The organism is Streptomyces sp. NPDC030799, assembly GCF_055572255.1.
Window position 1 is genome coordinate 203292 of the sequence record NZ_JBVIDS010000015.1, and the last position, 25896, is coordinate 229187.

The window sequence follows — 25896 nt, forward strand, 5'->3', positions numbered from 1 at the left end:
CGAGCCGTGTGACCACCCTCCGGCCCGGGACGGCGAGGTTGCGGTGTTCGTCCGCGGCCCCAAGCATGGGTTCAGGGAAGAGCGACAGGGCGCATCAGAACGCACCGGGGCGCAGGAAACGTCATGGCTCTCATGTCCTCCTGGGAGGTCGACCGGCATGACCGACGACGACCGGCCGCTGCGCTGTCTGGTCACCGGCGCCACCGGTTACATCGGCGGCAGGCTGGTGCCGGAGCTGCTCGCCGCCGGGCATTCCGTGCGCTGCCTGGCCCGCGCCCCCGGCAAGCTGCGGGACCATCCGTGGGCCGGGCGGGCGGAGGCCGTGCGCGGGGACGCAACGGACGAGAGGGCCGTGCGCGCGGCCATGGAGGGCATGGACGTCGCGTACTACCTGGTGCACGCCCTGGGTACCGGTCGGGGCTTCGAGGAGACCGACCGGCGCGCGGCCCGGGTCTTCGGTGAGCAGGCGCGTGCCGCCGGAATCCGCCGGATCGTCTACCTCGGCGGTCTGAGCCCCTCCGGGGTACCCGAGCACGCGCTGTCACCTCATCTGCGGTCCCGCGCCGAAGTGGGCCGCATCCTCCTGGCCTCGGGCGTGCCGACCGCCGTACTGCGGGCGGCCGTGATCATCGGGTCGGGTTCGGCCTCGTTCGAGATGCTGCGACATCTGACCGAGCGGCTGCCCGTGATGGTGACCCCGAGCTGGGTGCGCACCCGCATCCAGCCCATTGCCGTCCGCGACGTGCTCCGCTTCCTCGTGGGATGCGCGAGGCTGCCGTACGACGTGAACCGCGCCTTCGACATCGGCGGACCGGACATCGTCACGTACGAGGAGATGATGCGGCGGTACGCCGTCGTCGCCGCGCTGCCGAAACGCCTCATCCTCCCCGTTCCCCTCCTCACCCCCCGGCTGTCCAGCCTCTGGGTCGGTCTGGTCACCCCGGTGCCGGGCGCTCTCGCCCGCCCGCTGGTCGAGTCGCTGAGGCACGAGGTGGTCTGCGCCGAGCGGGACATCGTCCGTTACGTGCCGGACCCGCCGGAGGGACCGGTCGGTCTCGACCGGGCGATCCGGCTGGCTCTGAGGCGCGTGCAGGACGCGGACGTGGCCACCAGGTGGTCCTCCGCCTCGACTCCCCGCGCCCCCAGCGATCCGCTGCCCACCGACCCCGACTGGGCGGGCGGGAGCCTCTACACGGATCATCGCGAGCGTACGGTCGCGGCGTCGCCGCAGGCGCTGTGGCGGGTGGTGGAGGCGATCGGCGGCGAGAACGGCTGGTACTCCTCGCCACTGGCCTGGTCCTTGCGGGGCTGGCTGGACACCCTGGTGGGCGGTGTCGGACTGCGCCGGGGCCGCCGGGACGCCACCCGGCTGCGGGTCGGCGACAGCCTGGACTTCTGGCGGGTGGAGGAGATCGAGCCGGGCCGGCTGCTCCGGTTGCGGGCGGAGATGCGGCTGCCGGGCCTGGCCTGGCTGGAGATGACCGTCGACCGGGATCCACAGGGGCGCACGGTGTACCGGCAGCGGGCCCTGTTCCACCCGCACGGCCTGGCCGGGCACGCCTACTGGTGGGCCGTGGCCCCCTTCCACGCCGCGGTCTTCGGCGGCATGGCCCGCAACATCGCCGCCGCGGCCGAATCGGCCGCCCCTGAACCGGCCCGTACTCACTGAGGGAGCTCAAGGAACCGTGCGCGTCTCGGTCGCCCTGTTCACCGCCGACCTGCGGGTGCACGACAACCCGGTCCTCCAGGCCGCCCTGAAGGACGCCGAACGTGTGGTCCCGCTCTTCGTCGTCGACACCGGCATCCGCCGCACCGGCTTCGCCGGACCCAACCGCGCGGCGTTCCTCGCCGAGAGCCTGGCTGATCTCGACAGAGCCCTGCGGGCCCGGGGCGGCCGGCTGGTGGTGCGCGTCGGCGACGTGGTCGAGGAGACCTGCCGGGTGGCGGCGGAGACCGGGGCAGCCGTGGTGCACATCGCGGGCGGGGTGAGCCGCTACGCGGCACGGCGCGAGGACCGGCTGCGCACGGAGCTGGCCGGCGACCGACGCGAACTGCGAGTCCACGACGCCTCGTTGACGGTCGTACCGCCGGGAGCGCTGACACCGGCGGGCAAGGGCCACTTCGCCGTCTTCACCCCCTACTTCCGCCGATGGGAGAGCTTCTCCGGGCGCGGCGTCCTGCCCGCACCGGACGTCGTACGGCTACCGGACGTGGGCTCGGCCGGCCTTCCTCGCGCGGAGTCCCTCGCGTCGGGCCCCACTTCGCCGAGCCTGCCCGCCGGCGGGGAATCCGAGGCCCGCCGCAGGCTGCGGTCATGGCTGGCGGGCCCGCTGTCCGCATACGACGACCGGCACGACGACCTGGCCGCCGACGCGACCTCCCGGCTCTCCCCCTACCTGCACTTCGGCTGCCTCTCACCCACCGAACTGCTGCACCGGGTCCGCGCCCAGGACGGTCCCGGTGCGCACGCCTTCGTCCGCCAGCTCGCCTGGCGGGACTTCCACCACCAGGTCCTGGCGGCCCGCCCCGACGCCGCCGACCACGACTACCGGCCCCGGCACGACCGCTGGCGCCGCGCCACGAAGGAGTTCGAAGCCTGGCAGGACGGCCGCACGGGCTACCCCGTCGTCGACGCCGCCCTGCGACAGCTCCGCCACGAGGGCTGGATGCCGGGCCGGGCCCGCCTGCTCGCGGCAAGCTTTCTCACCAAGACGCTGTACGTGGACTGGCGGGCGGGGGCCCGCCACTTCCTGGACCTCCTTGTCGACGGCGATGTGGCCAACAACCAGCTCAACTGGCAATGGGTCGCCGGGACCGGCACGGACACCCGCCCGAACCGGCTCCTCAACCCACTCGTCCAGGCACGCCGGTACGACCCCCGCGGGGAGTACGTGCGCCGCTGGCTCCCCGAACTCCGCCACCTCGACGCGACCGCGGTCCACCGCGTCGCTCACCTCGACGCAGCCACCCGGGCGGGCCTGGACTACCCCGCCCCGATCGTGGATCTCGCCGCGGCCGCCGCCCGTTTCAGGGAGCGGCGGAGAGCCGACTGACCGGACAAAAACCAACCCCAGGCCGTTGACCTGGGGTTTCGCAGATCAGTCGGCGAGCCGGTTGATGGCACCGGCGGTGATGCCCTCCATGTAGCCGGGGTCGTCGCTGGGCTGACCGGTGAGTTCCACGATGCCGAACCTGTGGCCGCTGCGGATCACCGCGACGCCGCCGGCAACCTTGCCGTCGCCGCTGAATGCCGGGTACCAACTGCCCTCGCCGGCCTTGGTGGTGATCGTGTGCCCCTTGCCGTAGTACCAGTGACCACGCGGCTCGTCCTGGCAGCCGCGCACCAGCTTGTTCAGCTGCTTCTCGTACGAGGCCGCCGATGTGTCGGTGGTACCGTCCGCGACGGATTCGGTCAGCGAGGTGCCTTTGGTGTCGAAGGTCCAGGTCACGTCGGCATGGGCGGCGGCCTTCCCCTTGGTCAGCTCTCGCATCGTCTCCTCGCCGGAGCATGCCGAGAGAGCTTGCTTCCCGCTCAGGTCCACCGTCGCGCGGACCGGGGCCAGGCCCTGCTGGAAGAAGTCGTCACTCTGCATCAGGCCGGCGGAGCCGAGGCCGGGTTCGGCAGGAGCGGCGGCAAGGGCGGTCGCCGACCGGCTCGCAGAACTCGCGTCCGCGCCGGCGGCGGGAAGCGCGCCGATGCCGACCGCTATCAGGGCGGCACCGACGGAGGCGGCTATTCCCGCGACACGACCGCGACACGCGAACTTCCCGCGGGCTGCCTGGTTGTCGAACATCTCATCTCCTGTCTGGTCACGACGCGGTTGGCGTCGTCGTACATCTGGGAGATGCCGGGGGTACGGGAGATGTTGGATGGCGATCTGCCACGATCGATGTGAGCCATGTCACGTCCTGGTGGGGCGGGGGGAGGTCTCAGAGCCGTGTCACGGCCGCACGGACGATCCGCGTCATCGCAGCCGTGTCCAGGCAGGCATCAATCTCCAGGACCCCGTAGTGCGAGCCGTTGCGGAGTATGGCGACGCCTCCACACGGCTCCTTGCCTCGTGGTGCGGTCCCTGTGGTGTTCAGGTCGCCGCCGTACACACCCATCCAGCTGGCGGTGATGTCCGCAGCGACGTCGATCGTGTGCGTCGGCCCGTAGATCCAGTGAGTGGCGGGCTCGCTCTGGCACGGCACTTCCTCCAACAGCAGGCGTTCCGCGTAGTTCTGAGCCAGTGCGCGGCTTCCGGCGTCGTCGGCGACTTCGCGTGCGACCTGATCGTCGACGTTCGCCGCCTCGGTGGGGTCGCCGTGGCCTGTGTCCTTGCTCGTCACCAGCCCGCGGAAGTGCGCGCCGTACGCTCCCAGCGTCTCGCCGAGGGTCTTCTCGCCGGTGCAGGTCGCGTTGGCGTAGTTGCCGTCTCCGACGCGATCCCGCACGTAGATGCGCTTGGAGAGACCAACCTTCCTGAACTCGGCCGCTGTCAGCAAGTGCCGGTTCGTCATGGGTCCGCTCGCGGGCCTCGGCGTCGGAGAGCCGTTGCCCGGCGAGGACGCCGCAGCGCCTGACGTCACCGTCGGGGCGGCCGGAGCAGAGGGCGCGGGCAGGACGAACCGGCCGGTCAACAGGCCGAGCCCGACGGCTACCGCCAGGACGAGGACGATCGTCCGAGCACGCACGGCAGCACCTCCCGGCCCGCGGTCGAGCTGATGCCAGGAGGGAGCGGGAAGCCGGGGCGTCTCAGAGGCCACCGCCGAGGCGGTCCCGCATGAAGCGACGGGCCTGATGGATGCGGTCCTTGACCGTGCCCAAAGGAGCGTCGGTGATCTCGGCGACCTGAAGATAGGTCAGGTCTCCGAGATCGCGGAGCACGAAGGACTCCACCAGGGCCGGGTGCCGCTCCTCCAGTGCGGCCAGCGACTCCATCAGGTCCAGGCGGGTCCCCGCGATGACGCTCGTCGTCCGTGGGTCGACACCGTCGGGAACGACGGCATGACTGTCCTCCGCCCGTCGGCGCATCGAGCGATACGTGGACCTGGCGGCGTTCGAGGCGATCACCGTCACCCAGCCGAGGAACGAGCCTCGTCCGGTGTACTCGTGCAGATGTGTGCTGATGGACAACAGGGCGTCCTGCGCGGCCTCTTCGGCGTCGGCGTGGTGCGGAAGGAACCGGGAGCAGCGGCGCATCACGGTGGGCCGAAGCCGGACGAGGAGGCGGTCCAGGGACGCCCGGTCACCTGCCTGGGCAGACGCCACGAGGTGCGTCAGCTCATCCTCCTCGAGCACCCTGCTGTCCCCCCGCTATCGTCCGACCTGGACCCCACTGGGTCGCACGGAAGTTCCCCACTACAGCCGGTCACATCCGCCACGTCGCCCCGGGAAAAATGTTGCCACATGCAGAAGCTAGGTCGTTATCTCCTTGAGGACAGGCTGGGAGCCGGTTCGTTCGCCACCGTATGGAAGGCATACGACCCCGAGCTCGACACCGATGTCGCGGTCAAGGTGCTGGCCGACAACTGGGCGTCGAACGCCGATGTACGACAGCGCTTCCTGGCGGAGGCGAGGCTGCTCCGCAGAATCTCCAGCCCACGTGTCGTGCGCGTTCACGACGTCGGCGTCCAGGACGACCGGCCGTACTTCGTCATGGACTACGTCCGGGGCGGCACGCTGGCCGAGAAGACAGGGCACTGCCGGCCCGCGGAGGCGCTCCGGCTCGCGGCCGAGGCCGGGTACGCAGTTCAGGTGCTCCATGACGCGGGCGTCATCCACCGCGACATCAAGCCGTCGAACCTCCTGCTCGACGCCGGCCGCACGCCTGCCGCCGTACTCGTCGCGGACCTCGGCAGCGCGAAACAACTGGCCGACGCGTCGGGGCTGACAGTCACCACCGGCACCCCCGCGTACATGGCGCCCGAACAGGCCTTCCAGACGGGCGGGTTCGACGGTCGGGCCGATGTGTACGCCCTCGGTGTCGTCGCGTTCGAGTTGCTGACCGGACGCAAGCCGTTCGGGTCGGGCGGTCGCACAGCCATGGTGACGCGGCAGGCGTCGACGACGTCGTTGCCGACCCTTCCCGGCGAGCTGGGGGTTCCGGACGGCATCGAAACACTGCTTCGCGCTGCGCTGTCCGTTGAACCTGACGAACGACCGCAGACCGCGCAGGCGTTCGCGGATGCGCTGCTGTCACGGGAGCAGGAGGAGGAGTGGGCGTCGGTCAGGTCTTCGGGGCCGACGCGCCTGATGGTCTGGCTTGCGGCGGTCGTCGTGTACCTGATGACAGCGGTGCTGACCTGGTTGTCCCGCTGAACTTGCGAGTCCCGCGTCCGATACGGAAGGTGCCGCCCGTTCGCGAGCGCCGCAGCAGGTTCCGGCACGACGCTCGCCGCGGCTCATGGTCCGCCTCGGCGCCTTTGGCCCGCTGCGGAGACATCGCTGTCCGCGGCGCACTGCCGGACGAGTCGTAGACGGCGTTCAGGCTTGCGCCGACGACTTGGCCGCTGATGGGCACGGCGACCTGCGTGTTGCCATTCTTGAAGGCGTAGACGGTGGCGCGCTCGAACGCCAGGGATGAACCCGCCTTCAGGTGAGCGGATATCTCCTTGCTGTCCAAATGCGTCACGTAAACGCGATCACGAATGACCATGGGAACACTTGTATAAACAAGCTGACAATCATTCAATTCTCGATAACCTGAGTGTCGTTGCATCCTGGCACCCTGGAAAGGAGGCGCCGAGTCCGGTCCCGTGAGCCAGGCAATGCGTTGTGCCCTTCGGTCGGCCACCAGCCGGTTCAGCGCCAGAACACGCTTACCGTTCGGTGAGACCCCTCTCGGCGCGAATCACCGGTCAGCCCGAAGGCCCGCACCTCCTGGCGCCACTGCGATTCCAGGGCGTCGAAGGCGGGACCGACAGATCCAGGTACGCCTCAGAGGTGTTGCTTGGCTGCTCTGATCAGCCGCCCGATGCCGTCGTGGGTCTGCGCCCTGATCGCGTCGTACTCGGACCTGTCCTCAGCCTTGATGACCGTGGAGATGTCTGCAAGCACGTCTTCCGCGGCTTGGCTCAGCGTCTCGTCGTCCGTGAGCATCTGCACCCGGAACAGCGCCTCTTGAGCATTCGAGCGCAGGCCGTAGGAGCGAACGCGGACTGTTTCGGGGTCCTCGGGTGGTGGCTGCTCGTGTTCGCAGAACCAGAGGTGGACCAGGCAGCGCCTGTAGTTCACCAAGGCGCCGGCGTAGGCGGAGTAGGCGTCGAGTCGTTCCTGACGGAGCTTCTCGCGCCGGGTGAACTGGTGGCTCATGTCGGTGGTGCGGTGCTGTAACGCCAAGCTGATTCCGGAACCAAGCAGGGTCCCCAGGACGGCTATGCCACTGGCGATGATGGTCTCCACGTCCCAAGCCCACCACGATCCGCGATACTGCGTGGCGCAAGTCCAACTACTGCGCCGGCGCGCCCTGCATGTAGCTGACTGACACGGAAACTGAAACGGGTCCGAGGGGGCCGGCTGACGCCTCTGGGTGCTCATAGGGAGGCAACTGTGGGAAGCCCAACTATGTCGGCTGTGGTTGCGGCCGTTGCAGCGGTGGTCGGGGGCCTCTTGACCGTGTTCGCCACACGGCCCGTGGATTCGGGTTACCGACGACCTTCCAGGGAAGGATCTCGCGTGCATCTCAGTGAGTTCGGAGGGGGCTACTCATGAGCGGTACGTCAGGGTCGCGTCACGACAGGACGGAGCCGGGGCCGCCGCCCGAGCGCGGCTCCGATCGCTTCAGCGACGGTCCCCCTGATCCACTCGCCTCGCTGCTGGCCAAGGTCAACAATGGGGAACACATTTCAACTCCTGGAGACAACGCGGGTGGCGAAGACCGTGACCCCCATGAGGAGGAATGGCGGGAACATGATCGCCACGGTCCCTATGCGCAGGGGCGTCGCCGGAGGAACTGACGCACAGGGCCGAGTCCCCGTCTGCGGCAGCGCAGGCGGGACTCGAAGTTAAGGCCGCTCATGCGGGTTGGAGCGGGGCGGCGTGCGAATGGACGAGCAGACGGCGCGCGCCGGACGGCAGCTCGCCCCGCGGTGGCCGACGCTCTTGGCCGGGTTTCGGGCTGCTGGCCTCCGCGATGCGCCGACCGTGTTCGGCAGCTCGTTGTAGGGACTCGGCTACCCGTTCGGCGTCGTCGGGTGTCAGGTAGATCTCCTGGGTCCACAGCACGGAAAGGCGCACGGTGCCGTTCAGCAGGTTCGTTGCGACGTCCACCTCGACGCCGTCGCCGGTGGCGTCTGTGACGTTCAGGTAAAGGTCGCTGCTGTAGGCGCTCATGTGGCTGAGCATGCATGAGGCCCGGCTTCGAATGCGATGCCGGGCCTTGGTCGTCAACTGGGGTGGGGCCCTGGTCCTTGTCGCGGGCTGGCCCGCCATCGCCTTCCTCGGCGGTACCCTCCTCGCTCACACCGCGCCCAAGACGGGCCCCGACCCCGAGGTCATCGAGGACCAGGAGGGCGAGCCCGAAGCCACGCCCGAGCCGCCTGCCACGCCTGCCATCGAATCGCCCCGGCAAACCGCACCCGTACCCGTTCCAACCGCCCTGGTCGCCCACGCCCGCAAGGTCGCCGCCGAGCACCACACCCGGACCGGCACCCGATCGATACCCCGACCTCGCAAACCCGCCTCGGCGTTCCGGCGCCGTTGGCCGAAGCGATCGCTGCCCACCTCTGAGAGCGCACCACAGGGAGAAGCCCAACCGGCAGCCGGCCGCCGCTCATGGTGCGGTTGTGGTGCGCAGCCCGTCCACTGGTCCAGACAACAAAGAACCCCCAGGTCTCTGACCTGGGGGTTTCGCATGGAGCGGGTGACGAGAATCGAACTCGCGCTCTCAGCTTGGGAAGCTGATGTTCTACCATTAAACTACACCCGCGTAAGTTCGGACATGATCCTCGCGGATCCGGTGTCCGGACCTTGCTCACTGTACATCATCGCGGACCCCTGGTGCCGAGGCCCTGGGGTCTGAGTCTTTTTCAGGGGTGGATCCGGCTGCGGCCGGGCCGAGTTGGGGCGTACGGTGGGGGCCTCGGGGAGGGTCCGGGTGGGGCCGGAGTGCCGCCTGGAGAGTCGTCTCTTTGATCCCGTAATGTGGCTTTTGTCGTCAGGGCGGTAAGCCCGACGAGGCTCTTGGGGAAGGGACTTAAGGGACTTGATGGAACGCACCGTCGTCCGCTGCGCGGACGGGCACGTCTTCAGCACCGCTTCGTTCCCGATGCAGCAGGCCGACCGGCTCGGCCCTCGCCGGCTCATGAGGTGTCCCCGGTGCGCCCGGCTCCGCAGTGTGGTGCCGGTCGCCCTGGAGAGGCAGCGGTAGAACAGCGGTAGAGGCCGTCATCGAAGCAGTGGCAGTGAATCGCGGCAGCGACTGTCAGTAGTCGCGTCGTAACTCAGGCGCGCGGAGTCGTCACGATTGTCACGGCTCCGCGCGCCTTGCGTATCCTCGCTACGTGCTTCTCTCAGACAAGGACATCCGGGCCGAGATCGACGCCGGACGGGTACGGATCGATCCCTACGACGAATCCATGGTGCAGCCGTCGAGCATCGACGTGCGGCTGGACCGGTACTTCCGGGTGTTCGAGAACCACCGCTACCCGCACATCGACCCCTCCGTCGAGCAGCCCGATCTGACGCGGCTCGTGGAGCCGGAGGGGGACGAGCCGTTCATCCTGCACCCCGGGGAGTTCGTGCTCGCCTCCACGTACGAGGTCATCTCGCTGCCTGATGATCTTGCCTCGCGGCTGGAGGGGAAGAGCTCGCTCGGGCGGCTGGGGCTGGTCACGCACTCCACCGCCGGGTTCATCGACCCCGGCTTCAGCGGGCACGTGACGCTCGAACTGTCCAATCTCGCCACGCTGCCGATCAAGCTCTGGCCCGGGATGAAGATCGGCCAGCTGTGCATGTTCCGGCTGACCTCGCCCGCCGAGTTCCCCTACGGCAGCGAGCGCTACGGCTCCCGGTACCAGGGGCAGCGCGGGCCGACCGCCTCGCGGTCCTACGTCAATTTCCATCGGACCCAGGTGTGAGGGCAGCCACAGGCATGAGTGATGTTCGGGAGAATCTGACCTACGAGCGCTTCGGCGCCGCCATCCGCGAGCTCGCGCAGACCATCGCCGACGACGGGTACGAACCGGACATCGTGCTCAGCATCGCGCGGGGCGGTGTGTTCGTCGCCGGCGGGCTCGCCTATGCGCTGGACTGCAAGAACATCCATCTCGTAAACGTGGAGTTCTACACCGGGGTGGGGACGACCCTGGAGATGCCGGTCATGCTCGCGCCCGTCCCCAACGTGATCGACTTCTCCGACAAGAAGGTGCTGATCACCGACGACGTCGCCGACACCGGCAAGACGCTGAAGCTCGTGCGCGACTTCTGCCTCGACACCGTCGCCGAGGTGCGCTCCGCGGTGATCTATGAGAAGTCCCACTCCCTCGTGAAGTGCGAGTACGTCTGGAAGCGGACCGATGAGTGGATCAACTTCCCGTGGAGCGTCGAGCCGCCCGTCGTGCAGCGGGCCGGACAGGTGCTCGACGCCTGAGCACACCAGGCACATGAAGGGCCCCCGGCGCCGCGGCGCCGGGGGCCCTCTCGCATGCCCGGGGGACTAGAACGTGCCGAGCTTCACGATCGACAGCAGCGCGATCAGCTGGATCGCCGACGCGCCCAGCGCCTTCGGCCAGGGCAGGTCGTGCGAGCGGGAGACCATCAGCGTCAGCAGGGCGCCCGCGCCGATCCAGGTGGCCCAGCCGAGGACCTGGACGAAGCCGGCGTCGCCGCCGAAGAACATGGCGAAGACCAGGCGGGGCGCGTCCGTGAGGGCCGTGATCAGCATGGACAGGCCGACCGTCGGCTGCCAGGCGCCGTCGCCGCCGAGCTGGCGGGCCAGCGTGTGCGTGACCACGCCCAGGATGAACAGGCCGAGCACCATCACGACCGCCGTTATCAGCACGATCGGCACCGCGTTGGAGAGTGTGGCGCTGATCGCGTCCTTGCGGGCGCCGTCGAAGCCGAAGACGGCCAGCAGGCCGTAGAGGAAGGTGGTGATGAGGGCCGGGGTCCACATCGTGTAGTCCCGCATGCGCAGGAAGGTCTGGTCGGGGGAAAGGATGATCCCCTTCAGCAGGTCCTTCCAGTGCAGGGGCGGGCCGAGCGGGGCGGCGGGTGCGGCGGCCGAACCGGCGTGGTAGGTCGCGCCCTGGGTGTAGTCGGCGGCCTCGTCGATCGAGAACGCCTGGGTGTGGCCCGGGTTGTTGGCCGCGTACGGGTCGTGGCCGGAAGCGCCGCCGCCCGGGTAACCGCCGTCGTCCCCGAAGTACTCCGGCCCGTCGTCGGCCGGGCCCGGGTGTCCGTACGCCTGTCCCTGCCGGCCGTACGCCTGGCTCTGCCGGCCGTACGGCTGCCCCTGCTGCGGGTACGACGGCTGCTGCCCCTGCTGCGGGTACGGCCGCTGCGGCGTCTGCGGGTAGCCGTACGAGGGCCCCGAGGGCTGCCCGTACGACGGCCCCGCGGGCTGCCCCTGCTGCGGTCCGGGCCGGCCGTACGACGGTCCCTGCGGCGCCTGCTGTCCTTGGGGGGTGCGGTTGTCCCGGCCCCCGCGTCCGATCCTGAATCCAGCCACGTCATCGAACGTACCTGGTCCCGGAGAGTGACGTGCCCGGCCCGGGCTTCCGGGCCCGGCTTTGCGGCCGACCTGTGACATCCCCTAAGGGACCGTCAGCGATTCGACCAGGGAGTCTTCAGGGTTTCCCCCGGGGACCCCTCGGCCGGTGAGGCGGAGCGGGGAGCGTTGGTCCAGGATGGGGCCATGAGCGTAGTGAAGATCAATGTGCTGACCGTGCCCGCCGAGCAGCGGGAGGTGCTGGAGAAGCGGTTCGCGTCCCGCGCCCACGCCGTGGAGAACTCCGACGGCTTCGAGTGGTTCGAGCTGCTGCGGCCCGTCGAGGGCACCGACACCTACCTCGTGTACACGCGCTGGCGGGACGAGGAGTCGTTCCAGGCGTGGATGGAGGGCCCGATGAAGGCCGCGCATCAGGGCGGCACGGAGGGGGAGCGGCCGAAGCCGGCGGCCTCCGGTTCCACGCTGTGGTCCTTCGAGGTGGTGCAGCAGGCGGGGCCGAAGAGCGAGTAGCCGCCGCGCCGGGCGCCCCGTTGCCGACGGTCCCTGTGCGGACGGGCCAATGCCTTTTGCGCGGTCGAGGCCGCGATGCCGAACTCGGCGGACATCTCGGCAACGGACGGCACGCGGATTCCCGGAGGGGGACGGACACCGGCGGCATTCACCGGACATCCGGTGCGCCCGCGCGCACATCAGCAGGACAAGGCAGCGGCCGGATCTGTGACAGCCGGGCAGGGGACCACGGAAACGACGGCGCCCCCTGCCTGTGCGAAGCAGGGGGCGCCGTACGCGGGAGAGCCGGGGGGTTACTTCACCGGCTCGGGCTCCGGCTCGCTCTCGGTCTCCGGCTCGCCCGCCGGGTCGACCGGCGTCCTGACCGAGTCGAGCAGCAGCTGGGCGACGTCCACGACCTGGATGGACTCCTTCGCCTTGCCCTCGTTCTTCTTGCCGTTGACCGAGTCGGTCAGCATGACGAGACAGAACGGGCAGGCGGTGGAGACGATGTCCGGGTTGAGGGAGAGGGCCTCGTCGACGCGCTCGTTGTTGATGCGCTTGCCGATCCGCTCCTCCATCCACATCCGGGCACCGCCGGCGCCGCAGCAGAAGCCGCGCTCCTTGTGGCGGTGCATCTCCTCGTTCCTGAGGCCCGGGACCTTGCCGATGATCTCGCGCGGAGGCGTGTAGATCTTGTTGTGGCGGCCCAGGTAGCACGGGTCGTGGTAGGTGATGATGCCCTCGACCGGGGTGACCGGGATCAGCTTGCCCTCGTCCACCAGGTGCTGCAGCAGCTGGGTGTGGTGGATGACCTCGTAGTCGCCGCCGAGCTGCGGGTACTCGTTGCCGAGCGTGTTGAGGCAGTGCGGGCAGGTCGCGACGATCTTCTTCGCCGACTTGGGCTTCTTCGTCGCGGGGTCCTCGTCGTCCTCGCCGAACGCCATGTTCAGCGCGGCCACGTTCTCCATGCCGAGCTCCTGGAACAGGGGCTCGTTGCCGAGGCGGCGGGCGGAGTCACCGGTGCACTTCTCGTCGCCACCCATGATCGCGAACTTCACGCCCGCGATGTGCAGCAGCTCGGCGAAGGCCTTCGTGGTCTTCTTGGCGCGGTCCTCCAGGGCGCCGGCGCAGCCGACCCAGTACAGGTACTCGACCTCGGACAGGTCCTCGATGTCCTTGCCGACGACCGGGACCTCGAAGTCGACCTCCTTGGTCCACTCCAGGCGCTGCTTCTTCGCCAGGCCCCAGGGGTTGCCCTTCTTCTCCAGGTTCTTGAGCATCGTGCCCGCCTCGGACGGGAACGCGGACTCGATCATCACCTGGTAGCGGCGCATGTCGACGATGTGGTCGACGTGCTCGATGTCCACCGGGCACTGCTCGACGCAGGCGCCGCAGGTGGTGCAGGACCACAGGACGTCCGGGTCGATGACGCCGTTCTCCTCGGCGGTGCCGATCAGCGGGCGCTCGGCCTCGGCGAGGGCGGCCGCGGGGACGTCCTTCAGCTGCTCCTCGGAGGCCTTCTCCTCGCCCTCCATCGTCTTGCCGCCGCCGGCCAGCAGGTACGGCGCCTTGGCGTGCGCGTGGTCCCGCAGGGACATGATCAGCAGCTTCGGGGAGAGCGGCTTGCCGGTGTTCCAGGCGGGGCACTGCGACTGGCAGCGGCCGCACTCGGTGCAGGTGGAGAAGTCCAGCAGGCCCTTCCAGGAGAACTGCTCGACCTGGGAGACACCGAAGACGTCGTCCTCGCCGGGGTCGGTGAAGTCGATCGGCTTGCCGCCGGAGGTCATCGGAAGCAGGGCGCCGAGGGAGGTCTCGCCGGTGGCGTTGCGCTTGAAGTAGATGTTCGGGAACGCCAGGAAGCGGTGCCAGGCCACACCCATGTCGGTCTTCAGGGCGACCGTGATCATCCAGATGAAGGAGGTCGCGATCTTCAGGCCGGCGAAGAAGTAGGTGAGGTTCTGGAGCGTGGAGACGTCCATGCCCTTCAGCCACGACACGACCGGGTACGAGAGGAAGAAGGAGGCCTCGTAGCCGTCGACGTGGTGCTGGGCGCCCTCCAGGGCGTGCAGCATGAAGATGCAGACGCCGACGATGAGGATGACGGCCTCGACGAAGTACGCCTGGCCGAAGTTGGAACCGGCGAAGCGGGACTTGCGGCCCGGCTTGCGCGGGTGGCTCAGCTGGCGGATGCCGATCAGCACCAGGATGCCGACCACCGTCATGGTGCCGATGAACTCGACGTAGATGTTGTACGGCGCCCATTCGCCGATGACCGGCAGGATCCAGTCCGCCTGGAACAGCTGTCCGATCGCGTTGACGATCGTCAGCAGCAGGGTGAAGAAGCCCACTGCCACGAACCAGTGCGCCACACCGACGACGCCCCAGCGGTTCATCCGGGTGTGGCCGAGGAACTCCCTGACCACGGTGAGGACGCGTTGTGCGGGGTCGTTGGTCCGCGTGCCGGCCGGTACCGACTGGCCCAGCCTCATGAAGTTGTAGATCTGGAGGAGGGCGCGGCCGAACAGTGCCACGCCGACCACGATCAGGACCAGCGACACGATGATCGCGGCGAGTTGCATTGGGGCTCCTGAGGCGGCCTCGAACTGACTGGGCGACTTAAACGGGCGACATTACTAAGCGGTAACTTATGCAGTCCGTTTGAGACTACCCCCATCTTCCTGCGGGATGCAGCCGGGCGCGGGGTGATGCGCATCATCCCACGGGTCATCGGATCGTGTTATTCGTACCGAATTGCTACATTCGCCCCTACCTTAGAGCCGTGCTCTACGGGATCGCCGCCGCCACCGCCGCCCTGCTCCTCGCCGCCGTCCTCGCGGCGCTGCTCAGGGTCCCCGCGCTGCGGGCGGGCATCGTCGACCGGCGCCGGCAGCGGCGGCTGCCGCTGCTCGGCGGGCTCGCCGTGGTGGTCGTCACCTGCCTGGTCACCTGGATGGGGCAGTGGACCCGGGTCGCCCCGCTCGGCGACGGGGTCGTCCGCCTGCTGGTCGCCGCCTGCTCGGTCGCCGCGCTGGGGCTGGTCGCGGACGTGTGGCGGCTGCGCGCGCGGGTGCTCGTCGCCGGTACGACCGTGGCGGCGGCCTGCGTGGTGCCGTACGACGCGACGGGCGTGCCGGGCGGGCTGCTCGCGCTGGTGTGGATCGTCGTCGCCTCGCTGGCCTTCAAGGGGCTCGACCACGCGGACGGGCTGGCCGGCACCGTCGGGGTCGTCACCGCCTTCGGGGCCGGGGCCTGCGCCGCCGCCGAGCTGATGGACGGGCTCGCCGTCCTGCTGAGCGTGTTCGCCGCGGCCCTCACCGGCTTCCTGATGCACAACTGGCACCCCGCCCGGATCGGGCTCGGCGCCTGCGGCTCGCTGTTCACCGGGTTCCTGCTGTCGTCGTCCCTCGTCTTCACGCGCGCGGGGTACGACCTGGCGCCGAGCGCGGCGGTGATGTTCTGCCTCGGCGCGGTGGCGATCGCCGACGCCGTCCTCGTGGTCCTCGCCCGGGGGCTGGCCCGGCGCCCGCTGCTGCGGCGCGGCCCGGACCATCTCGCGCACCGGATGCGGCCGCTCGGGCTGACCCCGCCGGGCTCGGTCGTGCTGCTGGGTGCCGGCTCCTTCTCCTCGGTGCTCGTCGGGGTGCTCGTGCACACCGGATGGACCGGGGAGGGCGCCGTGCTCTGGGTGGCCGGAGCGGCGCTGCTGGTGGTGCTCGTCCTCCTTCGCATGCCTGTCCAGTCGCCGCGGCGCACGGAATCGACGCAGGTCAGCGGCCAGTTGCGTGTAAGGAACGGATAAGACTTGAGTCTTGGCGACTCAGGTCTGTTGACCCAGCGGTGGCCGTCATGCACACTTGAGTCCGTTGCACTCAAGTCAGCTGGAGGAATCAACCATGGCACGTGCGGTCGGCATCGACCTGGGCACGACTAACTCCGTCGTCAGCGTTCTGGAGGGCGGCGAGCCCACCGTCATCACCAACGCCGAGGGCGCCAGGACCACGCCGTCCGTCGTCGCCTTCGCCAAGAACGGTGAGGTGCTCGTCGGCGAGGTCGCCAAGCGTCAGGCGGTCACGAACGTGGACCGGACCATCCGCTCGGTGAAGCGCCACATGGGTACCGACTGGAAGATCCAGCTCGACGGCAAGGACTTCAACCCGCAGCAGATCTCCGCGTTCATCCTGCAGAAGCTGAAGCGGGACGCCGAGGCCTACCTGGGCGAGAAGGTGACCGACGCGGTCATCACCGTCCCGGCCTACTTCAACGACTCCGAGCGTCAGGCGACCAAGGAGGCCGGTGAGATCGCCGGTCTGAACGTCCTGCGCATCGTCAACGAGCCGACCGCCGCCGCGCTGGCCTACGGCCTCGACAAGGACGACCAGACGATCCTCGTCTTCGACCTCGGTGGCGGCACCTTCGACGTGTCCCTCCTGGAGATCGGCGACGGCGTCGTCGAGGTGAAGGCCACCAACGGTGACAACCACCTCGGTGGTGACGACTGGGACCAGCGCGTCGTCGACTACCTGGTCAAGCAGTTCCAGTCCGGCCACGGCGTGGACCTGTCCAAGGACAAGATGGCCCTGCAGCGTCTGCGCGAGGCCGCCGAGAAGGCCAAGATCGAGCTGTCCTCCTCCACCGAGACCTCGATCAACCTTCCCTACATCACCGCGTCCGCCGAGGGCCCGCTGCACCTGGACGAGAAGCTCACCCGGGCTCAGTTCCAGCAGCTGACGGCCGACCTGCTGGAGCGCTGCAAGACGCCGTTCCACAACGTCATCAAGGACGCCGGCATCTCCATCAACGAGATCGACCACGTCGTCCTCGTCGGTGGCTCCACCCGTATGCCCGCCGTCGCCGAGCTCGTCAAGGAGCTGACCGGCGGCAAGGAGGCCAACAAGGGCGTCAACCCGGACGAGGTCGTCGCCATCGGCGCCTCGCTCCAGGCCGGTGTCCTCAAGGGCGAGGTCAAGGACGTCCTGCTGCTCGACGTCACCCCGCTGTCCCTCGGTATCGAGACCAAGGGCGGCATCATGACCAAGCTGATCGAGCGCAACACCACGATCCCGACCAAGCGCTCGGAGATCTTCACCACGGCCGAGGACAACCAGCCGTCGGTGCAGATCCAGGTCTACCAGGGCGAGCGCGAGATCGCGGCGTACAACAAGAAGCTCGGCATGTTCGAGCTGACCGGTCTGCCCCCGGCGCCCCGTGGCGTCCCGCAGATCGAGGTGTCCTTCGACATCGACGCCAACGGCATCATGCACGTCACGGCCAAGGACCTGGGCACGGGCAAGGAGCAGAAGATGACCGTCACCGGCGGCTCCTCGCTGCCGAAGGACGAGGTCGACCGCATGCGCCAGGAGGCCGAGCAGTACGCGGAGGAGGACCACCGCCGCCGCGAGGCCGCCGAGACCCGCAACCAGGGCGAGCAGCTCGTCTACCAGACCGAGAAGTTCCTCAAGGACAACGAGGACAAGGTCCCCGGCGAGATCAAGACCGAGGTGGAGTCCGCCGTCGCCGAGCTGAAGGAGAAGCTCAAGGGCGAGGACACCGCCGAGATCCGCACCGCCACCGAGAAGGTCGCGGCCGTCTCGCAGAAGCTGGGCCAGGCCATGTACGCCGACGCCCAGGCCGCGCAGGGCGCCGGCGGTCCGGAGGGCGCCGCCCAGGGCGGCAAGCCCGCTGACGACGACGTCGTGGACGCCGAGATCGTGGACGACGAGCGCAAGGACGGTGCCGCGTGACGGAGGAGACCCCGGGCTTTGAAGAGAAGCCCGACGTCCCCTCCGGCGCCACCCCCGACGACGCCGAGTCGAAGGCCGCCCCCCAGGAGGGGGCGGCCCCGGCCGGGGACGGAACTGCAGACGCGGGCCTGGTGGCCCAGCTGGACCAGGTGCGCACGGCGCTCGGTGAGCGCACGGCGGACCTCCAGCGCCTCCAGGCCGAGTACCAGAACTACCGCCGCCGGGTCGAGCGGGACCGCATCGCGGTCAAGGAGATCGCCATCGCGAACCTCCTGACCGAGCTGCTGCCCGTACTCGACGACATCGGCCGCGCGCGGGAACACGGTGAACTGGTCGGCGGCTTCAAGTCGGTGGCCGAGTCGCTGGAGACCGTCGCGGCGAAGATGGGGCTGCAGCAGTTCGGCAAGGAGGGCGAGCCCTTCGACCCGACGATCCACGAGGCGCTGATGCACTCCTACGCGCCGGACGTCACCGAGACGACCTGCGTGGCGATCCTGCAGCCCGGGTATCGCATCGGCGAGCGCACCATCCGCCCCGCGCGGGTGGCCGTCGCCGAGCCGCAGCCCGGCGCACAGACCGTCAAGGCCGAGGGCGCCGAGGAGAACACCGAGGCGAAGCAGGCCGGCTCCGCCGACGACAAGGAGAACGGTGGCCCGGACGAGGGCTGACGTGATCACCGCAGACAGGAAGGAGGGACGTCGAGGATGAGCACCAAGGACTTCATCGAGAAGGACTACTACAAGGTCCTCGGCGTCCCCAAGGACGCCACCGAGGCCGAGATCAAGAAGGCGTACCGGAAGCTCGCCCGCGAGTTCCACCCGGACGCCAACAAGGGCAACACCAAGGCCGAGGAGCGCTTCAAGGAGATCTCCGAGGCGAACGACATCCTCGGCGACCCCAAGAAGCGCAAGGAGTACGACGAGGCGCGCGCCCTGTTCGGCAACGGCGGCTTCCGCCCCGGGCCGGGCGCCGGCGGCTCCTTCAACTTCGACCTGGGCGACCTCTTCGGAGGCGGCGCCCAGGGCGGGGGTGCCGGCGGCTTCGGCGGCGGACTCGGTGACGTCTTCGGGGGCCTGTTCAACCGCGGCGGGGCCACGGGCGCACGCACCCAGCCCCGGCGCGGCCAGGACATCGACACCGAGGTCACGCTGAGCTTCACGGAGGCCATCGAGGGCGCCACGGTGCCGCTCAGGATGTCCTCCCAGGCGCCCTGCAAGGCCTGTGCCGGCACCGGCGACAAGAACGGCACACCGCGCATGTGCCCGACCTGCGTCGGCACCGGGCAGGTCTCCCGGGGCTCCGGCGGCGGCTTCTCGCTCACCGATCCCTGCCCCGACTGCAAGGGCCGCGGCCTGGTCGCCGAGAGCCCGTGCATCGAGTGCAAGGGCAGCGGCCGCGCCAAGTCCTCGCGCACGATGCAGGTCCGCATCCCGGCCGGCGTGACCGACGGGCAGCGCATCCGGCTGCGCGGCAAGGGCGCGCCCGGAGAGCGGGGCGGACCGGCGGGCGACCTGTACGTGGTCGTGCACGTCGGCGAGCACCCGGTGTTCGGGCGCAAGGGCGACAACCTCACGGTGACCGTCCCGGTGACCTTCACCGAGGCCGCGCTCGGCGGCGAGGTGAGGGTGCCGACCCTCGGCGGCCCGGCCGTCACCCTGAAACTGCCGCCCGGCACGCCCAACGGCCGCACCATGCGCGCCCGCGGCAAGGGCGCGGTCCGCAAGGACGGCACCCGCGGCGACCTTCTGGTCACCGTCGAGGTGCGTGTCCCCAAGGACCTGTCGGGGAAGGCTCGTGACGCACTGGAGGCGTATCGCGAGGCGACCGCGGGTGAGGATCCGCGGGCGGAGCTGTTCGAGGCCGCGAAGGGAGACTGAGAGAGATGGACGGCCGTCGACGTAACCCGTATGAACTGACCGAGGAGACCCCGGTCTACGTCATCTCGGTGGCGGCCCAGCTCTCCGGACTCCACCCGCAGACGCTGCGCCAGTACGACCGCCTCGGCCTGGTCTCCCCGGACCGCACCGCGGGCCGGGGCCGCCGCTACTCGGCCCGCGACATCGAACTGCTCCGCCAGGTGCAGCAGTTGTCGCAGGACGAGGGCATCAACCTGGCCGGCATCAAGCGCATCATCGAACTGGAGAACCAGGTCGCCGCCCTGCAGTCCCGCGTCGCGGAACTGCAGGCGGCCCTGGACGGCGCGGCGGCCGCGATGCAGCAGCGCGAGGCCGCCGTCCACGCCTCCTACCGCCGCGACCTGGTCCCGTACCAGGAGGTCCAGCAGACCAGCGCGCTGGTGGTGTGGCGGCCGAAGCGGCAGCAGCAACAGGACTGACCTGAGTGGAACACGCGAAGGGGCCCGCGGGAGACCGCGGGCCCCTTCGTCATGCCGGAAGGCCGGGCAGGCCGGGAAGGTCAGGACGTGCTCGGCCGGGTGATGGCGTAGTCCATGTCGGCGAAGGCCTCGGTGCCGTCCGCCGAGACCAGGGAGATCATGTAGTAGAGGGTCGTACCGGCGGGGGCGTCGGTGTCGGTCCAGACCCAGTCGGCACTGCCCCTGGGCACAGCGGTCTGCGTCAGCCGGACGAACCGGCCCTGGGCGCGGTCCCAGCGGTAGACGTGGAAGCCGGTCACCTTGGAGATGTCCTCGTACGGGCACCACGGCTCCAGCGTGACCCCGCTCCTGGTGTTCCAGGTGATCGTCTGGCAGCCGGAGGTGGCGTCCGGGACCGTCGTGGGCCGGAGGTCGAGCGCGGTCACCGGGACGGAGCCGACGGGCACGCTCCAGTCGTCGACGTACGGATCGTCCACGTAGGTCAGGGAGTTGCCGTAGACGTCCACGGCCACGACGAACAGGCGCCGCGACGAGCCGTCGGCCGGCCAGGGCAGCAGAGTCTGCGTTTCCGACGCGTCCACCTTGCCGACGTACTCGGGGTCGTGGGACGTGTCCTGCTGCTGGTAGAGGGCGTAGTACGCCAGGTCCGGCGCGGTGCTGGGCTGCCAGGACAGGCGGATGCCGTACTCCAGGGGCTCGGCGGCCAGCCCGGTCACGATCGGCGGCGGCGTCTCGTCGCCGGGCCGGGTGGCGGTGACCTCGGCGGAGGGCACGGACCAGCGGCCGGAGGCGTCCTTGCGCAGCACCGTGTAGTGGTAGGTGCGCCCGCGGTGGCCGGAGTAGTCGGCACACGTGCGCACGGTGTTGCCGGCGGCGTCCGTGGTGCTCGTGGGGGAACCGCAGGTGAGGGTCTGCCAGTTGCGGGAGCCGTCGGCGATGTCGGCCGAGCGGCGCACGGTGTAGTCGGCGGTGCCGACGGGTTCGGTCCAGCGGAGCACCAGCTCGCCGCTGCTCGTGTCCACCGTGACGTCCTGCGGCGGCGTGATGGTCCGGGTGGCGCTCACGACGGCGGACTCCGCGGCGTTGCCGTGCGCGTCGACGGCGGCGACCTTGTAGTCGTAGGCCGTGCGGTAGGCCGCCTGGGTGTCCGTGTAGCCGGTGGAGGTGGTGTCGGTGAGCTGGGTGAAGGAGGTGCCGTCGGCGGCCTTGCGGTACACCCGGTAGCCGACGGCGTCCTGGACGGCCGTCCAGGACAACTGGTTGGCGTCCTCCGTGCCGGCCGCGGTGAGCTTCGGGGCGGCCGGCGGGGTCCGGTCCCATGACGGCACCGGGCCCTGGTCGGTGCTTCCGGGTGACTCGTTGCCGGCCTTGTCGTAGGCGCGGACCTCGTAGTAGTACGACTGGCCGGTCTGCGGCGGCCGTTCGCTGAAGGCGGTCGCCGTGGTCGTACCGACCCGTGTGTAGCTGCTCGTGCCCGCCACCCGTCGGTACACGCGGTACCCGGCGAGGTCCATCTCCTTGCTCTTCGCCCAGCTGAGCTGAGCGTGTATGCCGTCCGGGTCACCGGTGTAGTGGTCCCAGGCGACCCCGGTCGGGGCGAGCGGTGCGACCTTGTCGACGGTGGCGGAGGTGCGCGGTGTGTAGGCGAACTTCACCTGGGCGCTGCCGGTCCAGTTGACGTAGTCGAGCCGCAGGGTGTGCCTGCCCTGCGGGACGGTGACGTAGACGGTCCTGGCGCGCGCGGTCGAGGTGTTGGACCAGAGGTCGACCTTGCGGACGCCGTCCAGGTAGGCCCGGATGCCGTCGGTGCCGGAGACGGCGAACGTGAAGGGTCCGCCGGAGCCGAAGTCGCGGGTGACGGTCCAGCGGACGCCGAAGCCGTCCTTCGGCAGGCCGGTGGCGGGCGCCCCGCTCCAGTTCTGGTCGATGGCGGAGTCGCAGTCGGTCTTCTGCGGCGTGCCGGAGAACGTGGTGTTCGCATAGAACGTCCGTTTGTACACCGGCGAGGCACAGTTCACCGTGGCAGAGGCGGACGCGGTGACCGCGCTCAGCAGGCCGCCGGCGGTGACGAGTACGACGGCCGCGGCGGTCGCGCATCTGGCTGGGTTCATTCGGTCCTCTGGTCGAGTCGGAGGGCGGCATACGGCTGGCGGTGATCATGACTCGCGGCCGAGGGGGTTGGTTGTACGGATCTTTGCCTCCCTTTGAACTCCTGGTGGGGGCCGTGGCCGGGCTGGCATGAAGGTGCCCCGGGCCGTGCAGGATCCTGACAACAGCTCCCCTTCAGTGCCCGCACCCACGGGTGGCAGAGTCGTGATCATGAAGTACAGGGGCAGCGCAGCCACGGCACACACGGTGCGAGAGCCGGCTTGTTCGTCCGTGAACGGCTGGCAGTGAACGACGGCGTCGCAGCGGCGGGTTTCCAGGAACTGGAACTGGTCCGCGCGGCGGCCGCAACCGCCTCCGGCGGCCACCGCGCTGATCACGCGCCGTTCCGGCTGCAGCAAGCTGCGGGCTCGCGGGCCCGTGCCGGCACCCGGCGGTTGGCAGGCTGGAGAGCCGGGCGACCGATCGCCCAGGGGGAACCACATGGCAGTTGCCGTACGGGAAGCCGCGCCGGACTTCTCCGCGCTCACCGAACGGGAGCGGGAGGTCCTGCTGCTGCTCGCCACCGGCGAGCAGAACCGCCGGCTCGCGCGCCGGCTGGGCATCGCGGAGCGGACGGTGCGGGCGCACACCGCCAGCATCATGCGCAAGCTCGACCTCACGTCGCGGCTCCAGGCGGCGATCGTCTCGCACCTGTACGCCGACGACATCCGGGCCGACCGCGGCTGATCCGCGGCTGATTCCCACGACGCCCGGGCCGGGCCCCTCCGGTACACCAGGTCCGGCCCGGGCGTGACGAGCGGTCAGCCGGGAAGCATGTCACCGACCATCTCGATGGCGATCATCCACATCGGCTGCGCCCCGGTGCCGAACGCGGCGGCCAGCGCGTAGCCGACGGCCGCGTCCGTGGCATCCGCGGCCGCGTCCTCGCCCCACTCGGCGGCCACCCGTCCGTTCCCCTCCGAGGTGAACTCCCCGAGGGGCTCCTCGCCGCGCAGCAGCCGACTGCCCGGGATCGAGTCGGGCACCAGACGCCAGCAGCGGTCCCCGTGCCGGACGTCGACGCGGTACGAACGCCTGGTCAGCCGGCCCTTGGCGGGATCCACCTCGGCCTCGGTGCCGTCGACGGTGAGCGTCAGCCGGGCGCCGTCCCGGGTGCCGATCGGCACATGGTCCGCCGGCTGGGTACCGGCCGCGCGGCGCAGGACCACCCGGGGCACCGACGCGCCCGTCACGGTCACCTCGCCCTCCCGGGTGTCCAGCCGGACGGTGACCGCACCGAAGTGGTCGTCGTCCGCGACGTGCTCGACGACGGGCTGCTCCTCCGGCTCGTCCCCGTACTCCTCGTGCTCCCCGTACTCCTCGTGCTCCCCGTACTCCTCGTGCTCCGCGTGCTGGGCGTCGGGCGTGGACTTGGGTGCCGGGTCCTTCGGCATGCGGGTCGTTCCTTTGCTGTTGCTGTCCGGTCGGTGAGTCGGCGAGTCGGTAAAGGGAAAGTCAAGAGCCGTACGTCATGGGGGACGGACGACGGGCCTCGGACGTTCCCGCGGCTGCACGCCGCGCTGCCCCCGGTGGGCCCGCATGCTCCCGTGGAGGTCGGCGCCGGGGTGCTGCGGCCGGCGATGGCCCGTACGGCGGGGGCGACCGCGGACGTCGCGATCACCCGGATGACCCCGCCCGCCTACCTGCGGGACACCCTCGTACCGGCGTTGGCGGCCGGGGCCGCCGCGGCGGGCCGGGCCGCGCCTCCGCGGATCGCGACCGCCGTCCACGTGGCGGTCCGCCGCCGGGGCCGGGACGCGCGCCGGCTGGCCCGCCTCGCCACCCGGGACCATCTCGGCGCCCCGCACTACGCCGACATGCTGCGCCGGGCGGGCGTGGACGTCGACGGTCCCGACCCGGCGTCCGAACTGCTGCGGGCCGGGGCGGTCGTGGCCGGCAGCCCGGAGGAGATCGCGGCTGCCCTGGCCGAATACCGGGCCGCCGGGGTCGACGAGGTCCTGCTCAATCCGACGGCGGTGCTGCTCACCGAGGGCGTGGCGGCCGCGGTCGCGGACCTGGAGGAGATCCTGGCGGCCCGTGGCTCCGGCGGGCCGGGCCGTACGGACGCGGATGGCCGGGTCTGTTCGGTCATCTGATCGAACCGTTCTCTTGCCGTCTCCTTTGCCGTCTCCTGAAGTCTCCTTGGATGAAGGGTCCGTAAAGAGTGTTTGGAGGGGATTTTGCTCGGCCTTCACAGAGTGAGCCGAGGGTGGTGTTGCGGACTCGTTAAGTAGTTCGGCTTGACGTCGGGTGCGGCCTGCGCGTTGTCTTTTCAGACACCTGGGTCGTATAGCAGCCCTACGTCCGGAACGCACCTGAAGTGAGCTCTCGAATGCGTCGTATCGCCATATCCGTGGCCGCGTCCACGATGACCCTCTCGCTCGCCGGATGCGGCGTGCTGGACGCGACGGGGAACGGCGCGGACGCGAGCCCGAGCAAGGGCAACGACATGACCGTCGGCCTGCTGCTGCCGGAGAAGGCGAACACCCGCTACGACAAGTTCGACTACCCCATCATCAGGGACAAGGTCGCCGAACTCACCGGGAAGAAGGGCGAGGTCAAGTACGCCAACGCCGACGCGGACGCCTCCCGGCAGGCCGAGCAGCTGCAGCAGATGATCGACGACAAGGTCGACATCATCCTGCTCGACGCCGTCGACTCGCACGCCGTCGCCGCCGGGGTGAAGAAGGCCAAGGACGCGGGCATCCCGGTCATCGCCTACGACCGTCTCGCCGAGGGTCCGATCGACGCCTACGTCTCCTTCGACAACGAGCTCGTCGGCGAGGTGCAGGGCCGCACCCTGCTGGAGGCCCTCGGGCCGAACACCGACACCTCCGACAAGATCGTCATGGTGAACGGCTCGCCCACCGACCCGAACGCCAAGCAGTTCAAGCAGGGCGCGCTCTCCGAGCTGAACGGCAAGGTGACGATCGCGGAGACGTACGACACCACGGACTGGAAGCCGGAGCTCGCCGAGACCGAGATGGCCAAGGCCATCAGCGCGGTCGGCAAGAACAACATCGCCGGCGTCTACGCCGCCAACGACGGCATGGCGGGCGGTGTCATCAAGGCCCTGAAGGCGGTCGGCGTCACGAACCTGCCCCCGGTCACCGGTCAGGACGCGGAACTCGACGCGGTCCAGCGGATCCTGGCCGGCGAGCAGTACATGAGCGTCTACAAGGCCTACCCGGACGAGGCCGAGGCCGCCGCACAGATGGCCGTCGCCAAGGTCCAGGGCAAGGACATCCAGTTCGACGCGCTCACCCAGGACAAGGTGGACAGCCCCACCGCCAAGGACATCCCGGCCAAGCTGATCCAGCCGACCGCCCTGACCAAGCACACCATCAAGTCCACGGTCATCGCGGACGGCATCTACTCCGTCGACGACATCTGCACCGCCAAGTACAAGGCGGCCTGCGCGGCGATCGGCCTGAAGTAGGGCGCCTTTCCCGCGCCCCCGAGAGCAGCGGGACAACAATCCTCACGCCCCTGGCGGACCGCTTCAGCTTGTTGCAATGCGGGGGAC

Annotated in this window: 22 protein-coding genes, 1 tRNA gene and 2 pseudogenes; 15 read left to right on the forward strand and 10 right to left on the reverse strand. The window is 69.7% G+C overall.

Annotation, left to right across the window (positions count from 1 at the left end; translation table 11 throughout):
* Positions 1–157: 157 nt before the first annotated feature.
* Together ACZ41I_RS33145 and ACZ41I_RS33150 are read left to right on the forward strand one after the other, a co-directional pair.
* On the forward strand, positions 158–1669 hold the full coding sequence (locus tag ACZ41I_RS33145) for an SDR family oxidoreductase (RefSeq protein WP_468515791.1): 1512 nt from the start codon (positions 158–160) through the stop codon (positions 1667–1669).
* A 16-nt stretch (positions 1670–1685) separates the two neighbouring features.
* On the forward strand, positions 1686–3053 hold the full coding sequence (locus tag ACZ41I_RS33150; RefSeq protein WP_468515792.1) for a cryptochrome/photolyase family protein: 1368 nt from the start codon (positions 1686–1688) through the stop codon (positions 3051–3053).
* Positions 3054–3098: 45 nt separating this feature from the next.
* Here the strand turns inward: ACZ41I_RS33150 and ACZ41I_RS33155 are convergent, their stop codons facing one another.
* The 3 genes from ACZ41I_RS33155 to ACZ41I_RS33165 all read right to left on the reverse strand — a co-directional run bounded on the left by ACZ41I_RS33155 (position 3099) and on the right by ACZ41I_RS33165 (position 5284).
* Positions 3099–3794 (reverse strand): hypothetical protein, encoded by a 696-nt coding sequence (locus tag ACZ41I_RS33155; protein ID WP_468515793.1) that lies wholly within the window; start codon positions 3792–3794, stop codon positions 3099–3101.
* A gap of 136 nt (positions 3795–3930) precedes the next feature.
* The gene (locus ACZ41I_RS33160) at positions 3931–4677 is read right to left on the reverse strand and encodes a hypothetical protein (RefSeq protein ID WP_468515794.1); all 747 of its coding nucleotides are present in this window, start codon (positions 4675–4677) and stop codon (positions 3931–3933) included.
* A 61-nt stretch (positions 4678–4738) separates the two neighbouring features.
* Positions 4739–5284 (reverse strand): RNA polymerase sigma factor, encoded by a 546-nt coding sequence (locus ACZ41I_RS33165; RefSeq protein WP_451354961.1) that lies wholly within the window; start codon positions 5282–5284, stop codon positions 4739–4741.
* A gap of 108 nt (positions 5285–5392) precedes the next feature.
* On the opposite strand from ACZ41I_RS33165, the gene ACZ41I_RS33170 reads away from it, so the two are divergent.
* On the forward strand, positions 5393–6304 hold the full coding sequence (locus ACZ41I_RS33170) for a serine/threonine-protein kinase (RefSeq protein ID WP_468515795.1): 912 nt from the start codon (positions 5393–5395) through the stop codon (positions 6302–6304).
* Between the two features lie 618 nt (positions 6305–6922).
* Here ACZ41I_RS33170 and ACZ41I_RS33175 read toward each other — a convergent pair.
* Positions 6923–7387 carry a hypothetical protein gene (locus tag ACZ41I_RS33175; protein WP_468515796.1) on the reverse strand — a complete coding sequence of 155 codons (465 nt, stop codon included), beginning with the start codon at positions 7385–7387 and terminating at the stop codon, positions 6923–6925.
* A gap of 612 nt (positions 7388–7999) precedes the next feature.
* Positions 8000–8317 carry a hypothetical protein gene (locus tag ACZ41I_RS33180; RefSeq protein WP_468515797.1) on the reverse strand — a complete coding sequence of 106 codons (318 nt, stop codon included), beginning with the start codon at positions 8315–8317 and terminating at the stop codon, positions 8000–8002.
* Positions 8318–8390: 73 nt separating this feature from the next.
* Here ACZ41I_RS33180 and ACZ41I_RS33185 point away from each other — a divergent pair.
* A pseudogene (locus tag ACZ41I_RS33185) lies at positions 8391–8713 on the forward strand (DUF2637 domain-containing protein); the annotation flags it as partial.
* A gap of 125 nt (positions 8714–8838) precedes the next feature.
* Here the strand turns inward: ACZ41I_RS33185 and ACZ41I_RS33190 are convergent.
* Positions 8839–8912, reverse strand: a tRNA-Gly gene (locus ACZ41I_RS33190).
* A gap of 574 nt (positions 8913–9486) precedes the next feature.
* Here ACZ41I_RS33190 and dcd point away from each other — a divergent pair.
* Both dcd and ACZ41I_RS33200 read left to right on the forward strand, forming a co-directional pair.
* Positions 9487–10062 carry a dCTP deaminase gene (dcd, locus tag ACZ41I_RS33195; protein WP_351243622.1) on the forward strand — a complete coding sequence of 192 codons (576 nt, stop codon included), beginning with the start codon at positions 9487–9489 and terminating at the stop codon, positions 10060–10062.
* 14 nt (positions 10063–10076) lie between these two features.
* On the forward strand, positions 10077–10574 hold the full coding sequence (locus tag ACZ41I_RS33200; RefSeq protein WP_363215129.1) for a phosphoribosyltransferase: 498 nt from the start codon (positions 10077–10079) through the stop codon (positions 10572–10574).
* A 66-nt stretch (positions 10575–10640) separates the two neighbouring features.
* Here ACZ41I_RS33200 and ACZ41I_RS33205 read toward each other — a convergent pair whose 3' ends face one another.
* Positions 10641–11735: a Yip1 family protein gene (locus ACZ41I_RS33205; RefSeq protein ID WP_468515798.1), complete on the reverse strand. Its 1095-nt coding sequence runs from the start codon at positions 11733–11735 to the stop codon at positions 10641–10643.
* 105 nt (positions 11736–11840) lie between these two features.
* Between ACZ41I_RS33205 and ACZ41I_RS33210 the strand changes: the two genes are divergently transcribed.
* Complete coding sequence (locus ACZ41I_RS33210) at positions 11841–12164, forward strand: antibiotic biosynthesis monooxygenase family protein (protein ID WP_363215127.1); 324 nt, start codon at positions 11841–11843, stop codon at positions 12162–12164.
* A gap of 293 nt (positions 12165–12457) precedes the next feature.
* Here the strand turns inward: ACZ41I_RS33210 and ACZ41I_RS33215 are convergent, their stop codons facing one another.
* A complete protein-coding gene (locus ACZ41I_RS33215) occupies positions 12458–14725 on the reverse strand; it encodes a (Fe-S)-binding protein (protein ID WP_399766282.1) in 2268 nt (755 codons plus the stop codon).
* Between the two features lie 200 nt (positions 14726–14925).
* Between ACZ41I_RS33215 and ACZ41I_RS33220 the strand changes: the two genes are divergently transcribed.
* The 5 genes from ACZ41I_RS33220 (at position 14926) to ACZ41I_RS33240 (ending at position 20222) form a co-directional block, all read left to right on the forward strand.
* Complete coding sequence (locus ACZ41I_RS33220; protein ID WP_363215124.1) at positions 14926–15945, forward strand: MraY family glycosyltransferase; 1020 nt, start codon at positions 14926–14928, stop codon at positions 15943–15945.
* 94 nt (positions 15946–16039) lie between these two features.
* Positions 16040–17887: a molecular chaperone DnaK gene (gene dnaK / locus ACZ41I_RS33225; protein WP_363215123.1), complete on the forward strand. Its 1848-nt coding sequence runs from the start codon at positions 16040–16042 to the stop codon at positions 17885–17887.
* Positions 17884–18555, forward strand: a complete 672-nt coding sequence (gene grpE, locus ACZ41I_RS33230; protein WP_363215122.1) for a nucleotide exchange factor GrpE — start codon at positions 17884–17886, stop codon at positions 18553–18555. The genes dnaK and grpE overlap by 4 nt, the downstream gene beginning before the upstream one ends.
* Positions 18556–18591: 36 nt before the next feature.
* On the forward strand, positions 18592–19764 hold the full coding sequence (gene dnaJ, locus ACZ41I_RS33235) for a molecular chaperone DnaJ (RefSeq protein ID WP_468515799.1): 1173 nt from the start codon (positions 18592–18594) through the stop codon (positions 19762–19764).
* A gap of 5 nt (positions 19765–19769) precedes the next feature.
* Complete coding sequence (locus tag ACZ41I_RS33240) at positions 19770–20222, forward strand: heat shock protein transcriptional repressor HspR (RefSeq protein WP_363215120.1); 453 nt, start codon at positions 19770–19772, stop codon at positions 20220–20222.
* Between the two features lie 80 nt (positions 20223–20302).
* Here ACZ41I_RS33240 and ACZ41I_RS33245 read toward each other — a convergent pair whose 3' ends face one another.
* On the reverse strand, positions 20303–22333 hold the full coding sequence (locus tag ACZ41I_RS33245; RefSeq protein WP_399766276.1) for a fibronectin type III domain-containing protein: 2031 nt from the start codon (positions 22331–22333) through the stop codon (positions 20303–20305).
* A 478-nt stretch (positions 22334–22811) separates the two neighbouring features.
* Here ACZ41I_RS33245 and ACZ41I_RS33250 point away from each other — a divergent pair, with 478 nt between their 5' ends.
* Positions 22812–23057 (forward strand): LuxR family transcriptional regulator, encoded by a 246-nt coding sequence (locus tag ACZ41I_RS33250; RefSeq protein ID WP_468515800.1) that lies wholly within the window; start codon positions 22812–22814, stop codon positions 23055–23057.
* Between the two features lie 74 nt (positions 23058–23131).
* Here the strand turns inward: ACZ41I_RS33250 and ACZ41I_RS33255 are convergent, their stop codons facing one another.
* Positions 23132–23764 carry a hypothetical protein gene (locus ACZ41I_RS33255; RefSeq protein WP_468515801.1) on the reverse strand — a complete coding sequence of 211 codons (633 nt, stop codon included), beginning with the start codon at positions 23762–23764 and terminating at the stop codon, positions 23132–23134.
* Between the two features lie 105 nt (positions 23765–23869).
* On the opposite strand from ACZ41I_RS33255, the pseudogene lxmJ reads away from it, so the two are divergent.
* Both lxmJ and ACZ41I_RS33265 read left to right on the forward strand, forming a co-directional pair.
* Positions 23870–24466 (forward strand): annotated as a pseudogene (lxmJ, locus tag ACZ41I_RS33260) (F420-dependent peptide dehydroalanine reductase LxmJ); the annotation flags it as partial.
* A 236-nt stretch (positions 24467–24702) separates the two neighbouring features.
* Positions 24703–25809: a sugar ABC transporter substrate-binding protein gene (locus ACZ41I_RS33265; RefSeq protein WP_399766268.1), complete on the forward strand. Its 1107-nt coding sequence runs from the start codon at positions 24703–24705 to the stop codon at positions 25807–25809.
* Positions 25810–25896 lie beyond the last annotated feature (87 nt).

Excerpts from the sequence above, each read along its gene's own strand:
- ACZ41I_RS33240 (WP_363215120.1), top strand. The coding sequence starts at position 19,770 with ATGGACGGCCGTCGACGTAACCCGTATGAACTGACCGAGGAGACCCCG.
- ACZ41I_RS33180 (WP_468515797.1), bottom strand. The coding sequence starts at position 8,317 with ATGAGCGCCTACAGCAGCGACCTTTACCTGAACGTCACAGACGCCACC.
- ACZ41I_RS33210 (WP_363215127.1), top strand. The coding sequence starts at position 11,841 with ATGAGCGTAGTGAAGATCAATGTGCTGACCGTGCCCGCCGAGCAGCGG.
- ACZ41I_RS33205 (WP_468515798.1), bottom strand. The coding sequence starts at position 11,735 with ATGTCACAGGTCGGCCGCAAAGCCGGGCCCGGAAGCCCGGGCCGGGCA.
- ACZ41I_RS33255 (WP_468515801.1), bottom strand. The coding sequence starts at position 23,764 with ATGCCGAAGGACCCGGCACCCAAGTCCACGCCCGACGCCCAGCACGCG.
- ACZ41I_RS33200 (WP_363215129.1), top strand. The coding sequence starts at position 10,077 with ATGAGTGATGTTCGGGAGAATCTGACCTACGAGCGCTTCGGCGCCGCC.
- ACZ41I_RS33155 (WP_468515793.1), bottom strand. The coding sequence starts at position 3,794 with ATGTTCGACAACCAGGCAGCCCGCGGGAAGTTCGCGTGTCGCGGTCGT.
- ACZ41I_RS33250 (WP_468515800.1), top strand. The coding sequence starts at position 22,812 with ATGGCAGTTGCCGTACGGGAAGCCGCGCCGGACTTCTCCGCGCTCACC.
- ACZ41I_RS33215 (WP_399766282.1), bottom strand. The coding sequence starts at position 14,725 with ATGCAACTCGCCGCGATCATCGTGTCGCTGGTCCTGATCGTGGTCGGC.
- ACZ41I_RS33145 (WP_468515791.1), top strand. The coding sequence starts at position 158 with ATGACCGACGACGACCGGCCGCTGCGCTGTCTGGTCACCGGCGCCACC.
- ACZ41I_RS33170 (WP_468515795.1), top strand. The coding sequence starts at position 5,393 with ATGCAGAAGCTAGGTCGTTATCTCCTTGAGGACAGGCTGGGAGCCGGT.
- dnaJ (WP_468515799.1), top strand. The coding sequence starts at position 18,592 with ATGAGCACCAAGGACTTCATCGAGAAGGACTACTACAAGGTCCTCGGC.
- ACZ41I_RS33265 (WP_399766268.1), top strand. The coding sequence starts at position 24,703 with ATGCGTCGTATCGCCATATCCGTGGCCGCGTCCACGATGACCCTCTCG.
- dnaK (WP_363215123.1), top strand. The coding sequence starts at position 16,040 with ATGGCACGTGCGGTCGGCATCGACCTGGGCACGACTAACTCCGTCGTC.
- ACZ41I_RS33245 (WP_399766276.1), bottom strand. The coding sequence starts at position 22,333 with ATGAACCCAGCCAGATGCGCGACCGCCGCGGCCGTCGTACTCGTCACC.